11 protein-coding genes are annotated in these 13,705 nt (G+C 72.8%); 7 read left to right on the top strand and 4 right to left on the bottom strand.

Annotation, left to right across the window (positions count from 1 at the left end; translation table 11 throughout):
• Positions 1 to 116: 116 nt before the first annotated feature.
• From hemW to AC54T2_RS11485, 3 genes are all read right to left on the bottom strand, one after another.
• Positions 117 to 1,334: a radical SAM family heme chaperone HemW gene (gene hemW, locus AC54T2_RS11495; RefSeq protein WP_496666219.1), complete on the bottom strand. Its 1,218-nt coding sequence runs from the start codon at positions 1,332 to 1,334 to the stop codon at positions 117 to 119.
• 107 nt (positions 1,335 to 1,441) lie between these two features.
• A complete protein-coding gene (locus AC54T2_RS11490) occupies positions 1,442 to 3,262 on the bottom strand; it encodes an AMP-dependent synthetase/ligase (RefSeq protein WP_186341721.1) in 1,821 nt (606 codons plus the stop codon).
• 249 nt (positions 3,263 to 3,511) lie between these two features.
• Entirely contained in the window at positions 3,512 to 4,444 is a 933-nt protein-coding gene (locus AC54T2_RS11485) for an aminoglycoside phosphotransferase family protein (protein WP_186341720.1), read from the bottom strand.
• A gap of 24 nt (positions 4,445 to 4,468) precedes the next feature.
• Here AC54T2_RS11485 and AC54T2_RS11480 point away from each other — a divergent pair, with 24 nt between their 5' ends.
• Positions 4,469 to 4,921 (top strand): XdhC family protein, encoded by a 453-nt coding sequence (locus AC54T2_RS11480; RefSeq protein WP_496666218.1) that lies wholly within the window; start codon positions 4,469 to 4,471, stop codon positions 4,919 to 4,921.
• A 1-nt stretch (position 4,922) separates the two neighbouring features.
• Positions 4,923 to 6,014 (top strand): winged helix DNA-binding domain-containing protein, encoded by a 1,092-nt coding sequence (locus AC54T2_RS11475; RefSeq protein WP_496666217.1) that lies wholly within the window; start codon positions 4,923 to 4,925, stop codon positions 6,012 to 6,014.
• Between the two features lie 34 nt (positions 6,015 to 6,048).
• Here AC54T2_RS11475 and AC54T2_RS11470 read toward each other — a convergent pair whose 3' ends face one another.
• Complete coding sequence (locus AC54T2_RS11470; RefSeq protein WP_186341717.1) at positions 6,049 to 6,741, bottom strand: GntR family transcriptional regulator; 693 nt, start codon at positions 6,739 to 6,741, stop codon at positions 6,049 to 6,051.
• A 155-nt stretch (positions 6,742 to 6,896) separates the two neighbouring features.
• Here AC54T2_RS11470 and AC54T2_RS11465 point away from each other — a divergent pair, with 155 nt between their 5' ends.
• The 5 genes from AC54T2_RS11465 (at position 6,897) to AC54T2_RS11445 (ending at position 13,680) form a co-directional block, all read left to right on the top strand.
• Entirely contained in the window at positions 6,897 to 8,102 is a 1,206-nt protein-coding gene (locus AC54T2_RS11465) for a CaiB/BaiF CoA transferase family protein (protein WP_496666216.1), read from the top strand.
• A gap of 63 nt (positions 8,103 to 8,165) precedes the next feature.
• Positions 8,166 to 10,241, top strand: coding sequence for a hydantoinase/oxoprolinase family protein (locus tag AC54T2_RS11460; RefSeq protein ID WP_496666215.1), 2,076 nt, complete (start codon positions 8,166 to 8,168; stop codon positions 10,239 to 10,241).
• A 3-nt stretch (positions 10,242 to 10,244) separates the two neighbouring features.
• The gene (locus AC54T2_RS11455) at positions 10,245 to 12,116 is read left to right on the top strand and encodes a hydantoinase B/oxoprolinase family protein (protein WP_186341715.1); all 1,872 of its coding nucleotides are present in this window, start codon (positions 10,245 to 10,247) and stop codon (positions 12,114 to 12,116) included.
• Between the two features lie 5 nt (positions 12,117 to 12,121).
• Positions 12,122 to 12,769 carry an isochorismatase family protein gene (locus AC54T2_RS11450; RefSeq protein ID WP_489976670.1) on the top strand — a complete coding sequence of 216 codons (648 nt, stop codon included), beginning with the start codon at positions 12,122 to 12,124 and terminating at the stop codon, positions 12,767 to 12,769.
• A complete protein-coding gene (locus tag AC54T2_RS11445; RefSeq protein ID WP_186341713.1) occupies positions 12,766 to 13,680 on the top strand; it encodes a hydroxymethylglutaryl-CoA lyase in 915 nt (304 codons plus the stop codon). The genes AC54T2_RS11450 and AC54T2_RS11445 overlap by 4 nt, the downstream gene beginning before the upstream one ends.
• Positions 13,681 to 13,705: the final 25 nt, after the last annotated feature.

Raw genomic sequence — 13,705 nt, 5'->3', positions numbered from 1 at the left:
CTGTGCCGATGGTTCATCAAGGTATGCAGGCGAACCCGCACTTCCCGGGGTGAACTCATCGAGGGAAGTGCAGGTTCGGCTACATACCGTGATGAACCGTCAGCGGGAGTGACGGTTCAGTCGACCAGGTCGCGGACGATGGCGTCGGCGAGGAGACGGCCGCGCTGGGTGAGCACGAGGCGCTCGGTGGCCAGCTCGACGAGGCCGTCGGCGACGAGCCGGGCCACCTGCGAGCGGCCGGTCGCCTCGAGCGCGGTGACCGGGAGTCCCTCGACGAGGCGGATCTCGAGCAGGATCCGCTCGACCCGCTGGTCCTGGTAGCCGAGGACCTCGCGAGCGAGGGCGGGCGAGACGCCGCGGGCCAGCCGCGCGGCATAGGCCGCCGGGTGCTTGACGTTCCACCAGCGGACACCGCCGACGTGCGAGTGCGCCCCCGGCCCGACGCCCCACCAGTGCCCGCCGGTCCAGTAGAGGAGGTTGTGGCGGCACCAGTGCTGGGGCGAGGTCGCCCAGTTGGACACCTCGTACCAGCTCATCCCCGCGGACGAGAGCTTCTCGTCGACGAGGTGGTACTTGTCGGCGAGGTCGTCCTCGTCGGGCATCGGCAGCTCGCCGCGGGCGACCTGGCGGCCCATCGCGGTGCCCTCCTCGACGATGAGCGAGTAGGCCGATACGTGGTCGGGACGGCAGGCGAGGGCGGCGTCGACGGAGGTCTCCCAGTCGGCCAGCGACTCCCCCGGCGTGCCGTAGATCAGGTCGAGGCTGACGTCGTCGAAGCCCGCCCGGCGCGCCCACTCGACGACCGCGGGCACCCGCATCGGGTCGTGGGTGCGGTCGAGGGTGCGCAGCACGTGGTCGACGGCCGACTGCATGCCGAAGGAGATCCGGTTGAAGCCGGCGGTGCGCAGCTCCTCGAGGTCCCAGACGGCGACGCTGTCGGGGTTGGCCTCGGTCGTGATCTCGATGCCGTCGGACAGGCCGAACTCGGCGGCCGCGCTGGCCACCACGGCGCCGAGGTCGGCCGGCTTGAGCAGGGTCGGCGTGCCGCCGCCGAAGAAGATGGTGTCGATCTTGACGTCGCGGTGGCCGAGCACCTGGCGGGCGAACCGGATCTCGCGGATCGCCGCCTCGGCGTAGGACGAGCGGCCGGCGCCGACCTCGTCACCGAGCTCCTCGGCGGTGTAGGTGTTGAAGTCGCAGTAGCCGCAGCGCACCGAGCAGAACGGGACGTGGACGTAGAGACCGAACGGCTTGGTGCCGAACTGGGCCCACGCCTCGTCGGGCAGCAGGCCGTCCTCGGGGGCGACGTCGCCGTCGGGCTGGGCGGGGGGCACGCCGGTATCCAACCATGTGGGCCACGTGCGAACGGGTGCCAGTGGTCTCCCACCGGCACCCGTTCACCAGTACGCGCGTGCGCCCGCGGCCGGGCGCGCCGGATCCGTCAGGCGTACATCTCCTCGATGATCGCGCGGTGGTTGTCCTGCACCACGTTGCGCTTGACCTTCATGGAGGGGGTCAGCTCGCCCGACTCGATGGTGAGGTCGTGGTCGAGGAGCCGCCACCTCTTGATGGTCTCCCAGCGGTTGAGGTGGCTGTTGAGCTCCTCGACGTAGTCGCCGACCATCTTCTGCACCGCGTCGGAGGTGACGATCTCGGTGTAGGAGGCCCCGCTCATGCCGTTCTCCTCGGCCCAGCCGGCCATGGCGTCCGGGTCGAGGGTGACGAGCGCGACGCAGTAGTTGCGCTCGTCGCCGAACACCATGAACTGGCTGGCGTAGGGGCACACGGCCTTGAACTTCGACTCGATCGCCGGCGGGGCGATGTACTTGCCGCCGGACGTCTTGAAGAGCTCCTTGATCCGCCCGGTGATGACCAGGTGGCCGTCCTCGTCGATGGCGCCCTTGTCACCGGTGTGCAGCCAGCCGTCGGAGGTCAGCGTCTTCGCGGTCTCCTCGGGAAGGTTGTGGTAGCCGTCCATGATGCCGGGGCCCTTGATCATGACCTCGTCGTTCTCGCCGAGCTTGACCTCGCTGCCCGGGAAGACCGAGCCGACCGTGCCGAACTTGTTGTCGTCGGGGTGGTTGACGAAGGACCCCGCCGAGCTCTCGGTGAGGCCGTAGCCCTCGAGGATGGTGATGCCGGCGGCGCCGAACCACTCGGCGATGTCGCGGTTGAGCGCGGCGGCGCCGGAGATGAAGAAGCGGACGTTTCCGCCGAACCGGTCGCGGATCTTGCTGAACACCAGCTTGTCGAACAGGCCGTGCTGCACCTTGAGGCCCAGCGGCACCGGCTTGCCCTCGCGCTTGCGGCGCTCGACGTCGAGACCGACCTCGAAGGCCTTCTTGAAGATCTTCTCCTTGGCTCCACCCTCGGCGGCCTGCATGGTGACGATCCGGCCGTGGGCCTTCTCGAAGATGCGCGGCGCGGCGCCCATGAACGTCGGCTTCACCACGCCCAGGTTGTCGACGATCTTGTCGACGCGACCGTCGATCGCCGCGGCGAACCCGCACGCCATCTGCGTCGACATCAGCACCTTGCCGAACGAGTGCGCCATCGGCAGCCAGCGGAACTCGAGGTCGTCGGGGCCGAGGATGCCCTGCGCGCGGATCGCCTCGCCCTCGTAGACCCAGGACGAGTGCCGCAGCCGCACGCCCTTGGGGCGTCCGGTCGTGCCGGAGGTGTAGATGAGGGTGGCGAGCTGGTCGGGACGGATGGCCTGCGACGTCGTACGCACCACGTCGGGCTCGGTGGCGAGCCGCTCCGCGCCGAGCGCGGCGAGGTCGTCGAGGGAGATGATCCAGTCGCCGTCGGTGGCGCCGTCGAAGACGACGACCTTGGTGACGTGGGGCAGCTCGCCGCGGTGCGCGGTCAGCTTGGCGACCTGCTCGTCGTCCTCGGCGAAGACCACCCGGCTCTCGGAGTCGGCGAGGATGTAGACGGTGTCCTCGGCGTTGGTGGTCGGGTAGACGGTGGTGGTCGCCCCGGCCGCGCACATGACGGCGAGGTCGGCCAGGATCCACTCGTAGCGCGTGCCGGAGGCGATGCCGACGCGCTGCTCGGGCTCGACGCCCACCGCGATCAGGCCGGCGGCGAGCGCCTCGACCTTGTCGCCCGCCTGCTTCCAGGTGACGGACTCCCACGCCTCCCCCCGCGGGAAGCGGAACGCCTCGGCGTCGGGAGTGGCGCTCACGCGGTCGAAGAACTGCACGGCGACGTTGGGCGGCATCTGGTCGAGGAAGGCCGTGTCGATCGTGGTCGGCATCTGTTACCTACTCATTCGTCGGGACGTGGCGGCGGGCGCCACAGGGGATGCTTGGGGGGCGTGCTGGAGGGGGATGCTGGTGACGTGTGGGCTGTAACCTAGATCACTGCGTTTACCGAGCGGTAGCAAATGGGGGGAATGTCCAGTCCTGCCGCCGACTTTCCGACTTTCGACCCACTCCGACGCGATCGCGGGACACGTCCGTGGGCCGTCGCGTCGCGGCCCGCGCGCAGGGCCGAGACGCTCCCGTCAGTCCTGCACGGCCTTGATCACCGCGATGCAGCGGGTGATCCAGTCCCGTTCGTCACCCGTCAGCCGGCGCCCGGCCCCCTGGGCGTCCTGCACCGTCCAGCCGGCGTTGAGCACCATGCGGACCACGACCCAGTCACGGGCGCGCGCCTCGTCGAGGCCGCCCGCGTCGACGAGCGCGTGGAAGCGCCGGCGCAGCCCGTCGCGCACCGACCCGACCGCGAGCGGGCCGCTGAGCTCCTCCATCCGGTTCCAGAGCATCGGCGCCGGCTCGTAGTGGGGGTCGCCGGCCATCGGCTTGGGGTCGATCGCGCGCCACTCCCCCGTCTCGTCGGCCATCACGTTGGCGTAGTGCAGGTCGCCGTGGACGACGACCGGGGGCGCGTCGGTGGCGAGGAGGTCGGGGCCGAGGGACAGGGCCTGCTCGACGTAGCGCCGCGGCACCGGGATGTCGAGGCCGAGCGCCTCGAGCTCGCTCAGCCACCGCTCGACGTACGACGTGACGCTCGCCAGCTGCGGCAGGGCGGGGATGTGGAGCCGGGTGTAGAGCTCGCCCACCACCTCGCACGCCTCGACGTCCCACGCGTCGGTGAGGTCGGGCCCGGGGAGCCAGTCGAGCAGCAGTGCGCGCCTGCGCGGGTCGGCCGTGCGCAGCCGGACGGCACCGCTCCCGCCCCAGTGCTGCAGCGCCAGCCCTTCGTGGAGGGACTCCTCGTCGCCGTCGAAGCTGATCTTGAGCGCCCCGGTGAGGCCGTCGGCGTCGCGCACCGGGACGACCAGCGAGCACCAGCCGTGGAGCGGGTCCCCGTCCGGGCGCAGCCCCCAGTCGGCGAGCAGCTCGCTCGTCAGTCGCGGCAGCCGGTCGAGCCAGCGCGCCCAGTCCTCCCCGAGCGCACGGCGCGACTGCAGCCCCGAAGGGATGGTGACCGGCATGCGGGCGAGCCTAGGGTGGCCCGCATGGGTGAGCGCCAGCAGCCGTGGTCCGACGACAGGGCCGAGCACGGCCGCATCCTGGTCCTGACCGACAACCCCATCTCCCGCGCCATCGCCGCCATCGCCTCCGCGGCCGGTCGCAACGTCGTGGTGGAGGCCATGGACGACGGCGGCCCGGGGCTCGACCCGCAGCCCGGCGACGCCGTGGTGCTCTGCGACCACGACGCCCCCGACGCCCCCGCGGTGCTGCGCGCGGCACTGGCCTCGGACGCCTCCTACGTGGCGATGATGGCCAGCCGCGCCCGCGCCGCCGGCCTGCTCGACGAGCTCGCCGCGGAGGGCGTCGACACGTCGACCCTCCACGTGCCGGCCGGCCACGACCTCGGCGGCAAGGGGCCGGGCGAGATCGCGCTCTCGGTGGTCGCGGAGGTCGTCGCCGAGTCCTACGGCCGCCCCGGCGGTCCGATGCGCGGCTGAGGTGGCGCTCGGCTGGGACGACCTCGCGGCAGCCGCGCTCGCGCGTCAGTTCCCCGACGACCCCGGCACGGTCGCGGAGCAGGTGCGCGCCATCGGCGCCATGCAGACCCAGACCGCGCGGTCGGCGTTCATCGGCCTCGGGGCGCGCTTCCCCGGCGTGCGCCACGCGGCGATCAGCGAGGCGTACGACCGTGGCGAGATCGTCCGCGGCAGCACGATCCGCGGCACCGTCCACACCGCGACGCCGGAGACCCACACCGTGCTCGCCGAGGCGACCCGCGTCGGGCAGCACCAGCGGTGGGCCCGGATGCTCGGCATCACCGACGAGCAGATCGCCGACCTGTGGGCGTCGGTCGAGGACCACGCCCGGGAGTGGCGCAGCCCCGACGACCTGCGCGAGCACGCGCGTCGCTGGCTCGACGAGCACGCCCCCGCGTCGGCGGGCGTGGTCGACGACGGCCCCGCCCGCCACGTGGCGCTCGCCCATGGCGGCCTCGTGCGGCGACCGGCCTCGGGCGACCGGTGGGAGGGCCAGGGCACGCCGGTCTACGGCACCTTCCACCCCACGGGCCCGGCCACGCTGGCCGACGTCGTCGCACTGCACCTGCGCGCGCACGGCCCCGCGTCGCGCCAGGACGTCGGCTGGTGGGCCGGGCTGCCGCTCAGGGCGGTCGAGGAGGGCATCGCCGGGCTCGAGGTGGTCGAGCACGAGGGACCCGGCGGGCGGGCGTACGTCGACCTGCCACACGCGCCGCCCCCGCGCGACCTCCCCGGGGTGCGCCTGCTGCCGGAGTTCGACGCGCTGCTCTGCGGCTACGACTCCAAGGCGCGGGACCGGTTCGTCACCCCGGAGCACCACAGGCGGCTGTGGAGCGAGTCCAACGGCATGCTGCTGCCGCCGCTGCTCGTCGACGGCCGGATCACCGGCCACTGGCGTGCCGGCGGGACGGCACGACGCCGGCCGCTGGAGGTGACGTGGTTCGCCCGCACCCGTCGTCCACGCCGCGCGGAGCTCGAGCAGCCGGTGGCGGCGCTCGAGACCGCGCTCGGCATCACGGTGACCGAGGTGGGGATCACGCGCGAGTCCGTGTGAGCGCGCGACCCGGACCGGCGGCCAGCGGCGAGGGCTAGGGGCGAGCGGGCTGGTCGAGCGAGGGCTCGCCGCCGCGCTCCTCGCGCAGGGTCACCCAGGCCGCGCGGACGTGGGCGCGCATGACCGACTCCGCCCACACGGCGTCGCCCGCCCGCAGGGCATGCACGATCTCGTGGTGGTGGGCCAGGCTGCGCTGCATCGCCTCGGCCGAGTAGTGCGAGAACGTGCGCCACACCAGGGGCACCTCCACCACCGACGACACCAGCCCGACCAGGCGGGTGTTGCCCGAGGCCTCCAGGATCGCGCGGTGGAAGCGGTTGTTGAGCTCGGTGATGGCGTCGAGGTCGGGCGGCACGCGCCGGGCCTCGCGGTCCATGCCGTCGGCGAGCCCGGCGAGCAGCTCGAGGTCGGCACCGCCGGTGGTCGCGGCGAGGCCGCACCCCCACGGCTCGAGCTGCGAGCGGAGGCTGAAGATCTCGTCGAGGTCGCCCACGCCCCAGTCCTCGACCTGCACCCCGCGATTGGGCTCGTGCCTGACCAGGCCCTCCGCGGCCAGCCGGCGCAGCGCCTCGCGCACCGGCGTACGGCTCACGCCGATCACCGCGGCGAGGTCGCCCTCGCGCAGCCACTCGCCGCCGGCCCGCTCGCCGCTGAGGATCTGGCGGCGGATGGTCAGGTAGGTGACCTCGGCGGCCTTGCCGGCGTCCGCGCCCGCGTCGAGGGTCATGGTCGCGAACCCTAGCAGCGCCGCTCGCGGGGGACGATTGTATGCAACTTTCTGCACGGCCGTTGACGGGTCGCCGGACACAGCGCTAGCGTCGCGTCATCGCCGTATGATCTACCTCACACTCGGCGCCGCGTTTGCATACGAAAGGCTCCGCTGTGCCGGATCCACGCCCCCTCCCCCTTGACGACCTGCGCGTGGTGGAGCTCGGTCAGCTGCTGGCCGGGCCCTTCTGCGGCCAGCTGCTCGGCGACTTCGGTGCCGAGGTGATCAAGGTGGAGGACCCCGCCCACGGCGACCCCATGCGCCAGTGGGGCCGGGAGAAGCCCTACGGCCGGTCGCTGTGGTGGCCGGTCGTGGCCCGCAACAAGCAGTCGGTGACCGCCGACCTGCGCACCGAGCGCGGCCAGGACCTCGCGCGGCGCCTGGTGGACAGGGCCGACGTGCTCATCGAGAACTTCCGCCCGGGCACCCTCGAGCGCTGGGGGCTGGCCCCCGAGACGCTGTGGGAGACCAACCCCGGCCTGGTCGTCACCCGGGTCACCGGCTTCGGCCAGACCGGCCCCTACGCCGCGCGCGCCGGCTACGGCTCGATCGGCGAGGCGATGGGCGGCATCCGCTACGTCACCGGCGACCCCGACCGCCCCCCGGCCCGCGCCGGGGTCTCCCTCGGCGACTCCCTCGCCGCCACCTTCGCCTGCCTGGGCACCCTCGTCGCCCTGCACCAGCGCGGGCGTACGGGCCGGGGCCAGGTGGTCGACTCCGCCATCTACGAGGCGGTGCTGGCGATGATGGAGTCGCTCGTGCCGGAGTGGCAGGTGGCGGGCTACCAGCGCGAGCGGACCGGCACGACGCTGCCCAACGTGTCGCCGAGCAACGTCTACCCCACCGCCGACGGCGAGATGGTGCTCATCGCGGCCAACCAGGACACGGTCTTCCGTCGCCTCGCCGAGGTGATGGGGCAGCCCGGGCTCGCCAGCGACGAGCGCTACGCGACCCACGGCGCCCGCGGCCGGCACATGGACGAGCTCGACGGCCTGATCGCCCAGTGGAGCAGCACGATCGCGGCCGACGACCTGCTCGAGCGGCTGCACGCCGGCGGTGTCCCGGCGGGCCGGATCTTCCGCGCCAAGGACATGCTGGCCGACGAGCACTTCGCCGCCCGCGAGGCGATCGTGCGGCTCGCGCACCCCGACCTGGGCGAGTTCGCCATGCACAACGTCGCCCCCAGGCTCTCGGAGACCCCCGGGTCCGTCCGGCACGTCGGACCGGCCCTGGGCGAGCACAACGACGCCGTCTACCGCGGCCTGCTCGGCATCAGCGACGACGAGCTCTCGTCCCTGCGCGCCGCGGGCGTCATCTGATCCGCACCACTCCCTCCGACCCCACTCCCCCGACCCCGGCACCGACCACCAAGGAGAGCACCCATGACCTATCGGCTCGGAGTCGACGTGGGCGGCACGTTCACCGACATCCTGCTCATCGACGAGGACTCCGGCGCGACCTTCCGCGCGAAGACCTCCTCCACACCCGAGGACCAGTCGGTGGGCGTGCTGCGCGGCATCGACCAGGCGTGCGCCGCGGCCGGGATCGACCGCGGCGTCGTCGGCGACGTCTTCCACGGCACGACGGTCGCCACCAACGCGATCCTGGAGGGCAAGGGCGCGCGGGTCGGCCTGGTGACCACCCACGGCTTCCGCCAGGTGCTGCAGATCGGACGGTCGTTCGTCCCGGGCGGGCTCGCCGGCTGGATCATCTGGCCCAAGCCCGAGCCCCTCGCGGCCCTCGAGGACACCGTCGAGGTGCGCGGTCGCATCGCCAGCGACGGCAGCGTCGTGACCGAGCTCGACGAGGACGACGTCCGCACCCAGCTCCGCAGGCTGGCCGGGCGTGGCATCGAGGCGCTGAGCATCTGCCTGATCAACTCCTACGCCAACCCCGCTCACGAGCAGCGGGTGGGCGAGATCGCCGCCGAGGAGCTGCCCGACATCGCCGTGTCGCTGTCCTCGGAGGTGCTGCCCGAGCTGCGCGAGTACGAGCGCACGATCACGACCGTCGCCAACGCGGCCGTGCAGCCGCACGTCAAGAGGTACGTCGCCAACCTGGCGGGCCAGCTGCAGGACTCCGGGGTCGACGGCTCGCTGTCGATCCTGCGCAGCGACGGCGGTCTGGTCTCGGCGGGCGTGGCCGCCGACAACCCCGTCAACCTGCTCCTGTCCGGCCCCGCCGGAGGGGTCACCGGCGCCGCCTGGGTGGCCGCGCAGACGGGCCACCGCGACTTCCTCACCTTCGACATGGGCGGCACCTCGACCGACGTGGCCCTGGTCGAGGACCTCACCCCCCGCGTCGGCCGCGAGACCACCGTCGGTGACCTCAAGGTGCGCGCGACCTCGGTCGACGTCCGCACGGTGGGGGCCGGCGGCGGCTCCGTCGCCCACGTGCCGGCGCTGACCCAGGCGCTGCGGGTCGGCCCGCAGTCGGCGGGCGCCGCGCCCGGGCCCGCTGCGTACGGCGCCGGGGGCGTCGAGCCCACCGTGACCGACGCCAACGTCGTGCTCGGCCACCTGCCCACCGCGCTCGCGGGCGGCGAGGTCACCCTCGACCCCCACGCCGCCAGGACCGCGGTGCAGACGATCGCCGACGCGACCGGACTGGACTCGGTGGAGGCCGCGGCGGCCGGGATCATCGACATCGTCAACGAGAACATGTTCGGTGCGCTGCGGCTGGTGTCGGTCCAGCAGGGCTACGACCCCCGCGACTTCGCGCTCGTCGCCTTCGGCGGCGCAGGCCCGCTGCACGCCAACGCCCTCGGTCGGCTCACCGGCTCCTGGCCCGTGATCATCCCGCCGTCCCCGGGCGTGCTCTGCGCCTACGGCGACGCCACCACCAGCCTGCGCGACGAGTCGGTCCGCACCCTGGTCCGCCGCTTCGGCGACCTCACCGACGGCGCCCTGCGCACCATCCTCGACGACCTCGCCACCGCGGCCCGGGCGACGCTGAGCGCCGAGGGCGTCCCTGACCACCAGCTGCGGGTCACCTACGCGGCCGACCTGCGCTACCACGGGCAGGGCTTCGAGATCCCCGTCACCGTCGACATCGACGGCTTCGACGGCCGCGGGGGTGGGCTCGAGGCGCTCGGCAAGGCGTTCGACACCGAGCACGACCGGCTCTTCTCCTTCGTGCTCGACACCGAGCACGAGCTGGTCACCCTCAGGGCCACCGCGGACGCCCCCCGCCCCGACGTCGGCGCCGTCGTGCTGGCCGAGGGCGGCGACGACCCCTCGGCGGCGCGGGTGCAGCAGCACCGGATCTGGTCGGACGGCGCGATGGTCGATGCCGACGTCTACGACCGCTCGCTGCTGCGGGCCGGCAACGTCGTCGTCGGCCCCGCGGTGATCACCGAGATGGACTCCACCACCCTCGTGCTGCGCGACCACGCCGCCACCGTGCATCCCAGTGGCAGCCTCCTCATCCGACCCGTCGACCAGGCCCAGGAGGGCTGAGCCGTGGCACACCTCATCGAGACCAACACCTCCCCCCTGCAGCAGGTCGACGTCGACCTGGTCACCCTCGACCTCGTCGAGAACGCCCTGCGCAACGCGCGCTACGAGATGGACGAGGTGCTCTTCCGCACCGCCCTCTCCCCCGGCATCCGCGAGCAGCACGACGAGTTCCCCCTCATCGCCAACCGCGACGGGAAGATGATGGTCGGCCAGTTCGGGCTGTCCATCCCCGACTTCCTCGACAACTTCGACGGCACGATCGAGGAGGGCGACGTCCTGCTCACCTCCGACCCCTACTCGTGCGGGGCCGCGATCAGCCACGCCAACGACTGGCTGGTGGTCATCCCGGTGTTCTTCGACGGCCGCATCGTCGGGTGGACGTCGATGTTCGGCCACATGTCCGACGTCGGGGGCAAGACCCCGGCCTCGATGCCGACCGACGCCCGCACCATCTTCGAGGAGGGCGTCGTCATCCCGCCCTTCCGCCTCTACAAGAAGGGCGTCCTCGACGAGGACGCGCTCCGGATCATCCTCAACCAGGTGCGCAAGCCCGACTGGAACCGCGCCGACCTCAACGGCATCGTGGCGGCCTGCCGCACGGCCGCCCGTCGGGTGCAGGAGCTGTGCGCCCGCTTCGGCGTCGACACCTACAGCTCCGCGCTCGACGCGCTGCTGGAGCGCAACTACCGCGCCATGAAGACGCTGCTGGCGATGGTGTTCGAGGAGGGCCGGACGCTGTCGTTCACCGACTACATCTGCGACGACGGCCTCGGCTACGGCCCCTACGAGCTCCGGCTCAGCCTGACCCGCACCGGCGACAAGGTGCTGCTCGACTTCACCGGCAGCAGCCCGCAGGCCCAGGGCCCGATCAACTACTACATCAACGAGAACCTGGTGCGGATGTTCTTCGGGATCTACATGATCACCGTCGCCGACCCGCAGATCCTCTGGAACGACGGCTTCTACCCACTCGTCGACGTCGAGATCCCCGACGACTCGTTCTGGAAGCCGCAGTACCCCGCCGCCCTCAACGCCCGCAACCACGGCATCGGACGGGTCTTCGACCTCTTCGGCGGCCTGCTCGGGCAGACCAACCCCGACCTGCTCAACGCCGCCGGGTTCTCCTCCTCCCCCCACTTCATGTACTCCGGCACCTACGGCGAGGGCGACCGCAAGGGCGAGTGGTTCCAGCTCTACTCCATCGGCTTCGGCGGCATCCCGGGCCGGCCGATCGGCGACGGCCCGGACGGCCACTCGCTGTGGCCGTCGTTCGTCAACATCCCGTGTGAGTACCTCGAGTCCTACTACCCGCTGCGGATCGAACGCTGGGAGACCGTCACCGACACCGGTGGGGCCGGGCTGCACCGCGGCGGCAACGGCGTCGACGTCACCTACCGCTTCCTCGAGGGCGGCACCATCGCGATCCACGACGACCGGTGGCTGACCTACCCGTGGGGCGTCAACGGCGGCGAGCCCGGCGCGCGTGGGCGCAAGTGGCTCGTGCGCGCCGACGGCACCACCGAGGTGCTGCCCAGCAAGGTCCACGACGTCCCCGTCGCGCCGGGAGACCTGCTGCACTTCGTCACCTGGGGCGGCGGCGGCTGGGGAGACCCGCTCGCCCGCGACCCCGCGCTGGTCGGGCTGGAGGTCACCCGCGGCCTGGTCAGCGCCGAGGGCGCGCGCCGCTACGGCGTGGTGTGCGACGAGTCGGGCACGGTGGACGCCCCCGCCACCGAGTCGCTGCGCGCCGAGCTGGGCGCCGGGCGCCCCAGCCCGCTGCCGACCTTCGACATGGGACCGCCGATGGAGACGATCCTCGAGCGGGCGCTCGAGGAGACCGGGCTGCCCGCCCCGCGTCCCCCGGTCCCCCGGTGACGCCCGTGGGCGACCAGCCCTCCGATGCCGGGACGCCGCAGCCCTTCGGGGGCTCGCTGCGTCCCGGCGCGGTCCCGGCGGTGCTCGCGGTCGACATGATGCGCGCCTACTTCGACCCCGCCAGCGCACTGTGCCTGCCGTCGGACGCGTGCCTGGACTCCGCCGCGCGGGTGCTGGCGTGCGCCCGGCAGCAGGGGGTGCCCGTGGTGCACACCCGGGTCCGCTACGCCGCCGGCGGCGCCGACGGGGGCGTGTTCTTCCGCAAGGTGCCCGCGCTGCGCGACCTGGTCGGCGACGGACCCATGGGCGAGCTGGTGCCGCAGGTGGCGCCCTCGGACGACGAGCTGGTGGTGGTCAAGCAGTACGCGAGCGCGTTCTTCGGCACCACGCTCGCCTCGACCCTGCACGCCTGGGGCGTCGACACCGTCGTCGTGGTCGGGGTCAGCACCAGCGGCTGCATCCGGGCCAGCGCCGTCGACGCGGTCCAGCACGGCTTCGTGCCGCTGGTGGTGGCCGACGCGGTCGGCGACCGCGAGCCCGGGCCGCACCACGCCAACCTGCACGACCTGTCCACCAAGTACGCCGAGGTGGTCGACGAGGCGACGGCGCTCGCCTACCTCGCCGACCGCCCCGCCCCGGGAGCGCCCGCGTGAGCGCCCCCGGCTCGGTCACCGTCCTCGAGGTGGCACCGCGCGACGGGCTCCAGAACGAGGAGACGATCCTCTCCACCGACGACAAGGTCGAGCTCGTCGAGCGCGCCGTGCGCGCCGGGTCGAGGCGCATCGAGGTCACCAGCTTCGTCAACCCCGCCCGCGTGCCGCAGATGGCCGACGCCGACGAGGTGATGGCCGCCCTGCCTCGCCCCGACGGCGTCAGCTATGCCGGGCTGGTGATGAACGGGCGCGGCCTCGACCGTGCCCTCGCCGCCGGAGTCGACGAGGTCGACGTGGTGGTCGTGGCGACCGACACGTTCTGCCGGCGCAACCAGGGCGTCGGCACGGCCGAGGCGTGCGAGCAGGCGGCCACGATCGTGGCGCGGGCCCGCGACGCCGGCGTCCTCACGACGGTCACGATCGGCGCGGCGTTCGGGTGCCCGTTCGAGGGGGAGGTCGCTGAGGGCAGGCTGCGCGAGGTGGTGCGCCGCGTCGCCGACGCGGGCCCCGACGAGCTGGCGCTGGCCGACACGATCGGGGTGGCGGTGCCCAGCGACGTCTCGGCCCGGGTGGCCCTGGCCGCCGAGGTCGCCGGTCCGGGGGTGTCGCTGCGCCTGCACCTGCACGACACCCGCCACACCGGAGTGGCCAACGCCGTGGCCGGGCTCACCGCCGGCGTCACCACCCTCGACGCCAGCATCGGCGGCACGGGCGGGTGTCCCTTCGCCCCCGACGCGACGGGCAACGTCGCCACCGAGGACCTCGTCTACCTCCTCGACCGGATGGGCGTGGCCACCGGCATCGACCTGGCCGCCACCACCGCGACGACGGCCTGGCTGGAGGAGCGGCTGCACAAGCGTCTGCCCGGCGCCCTGCTCAGGTCCGGCGGCTTCCCCGACCAGGAGCGCTAGGTGTGATGCCCAGCGAGGTTGTCCG

This window comes from Nocardioides sp. Z35_8 (assembly GCF_059621125.1).
Note: the sequence above shows the minus strand (reverse complement) of the source record. Positions and strands in the feature narration are given on the sequence as shown.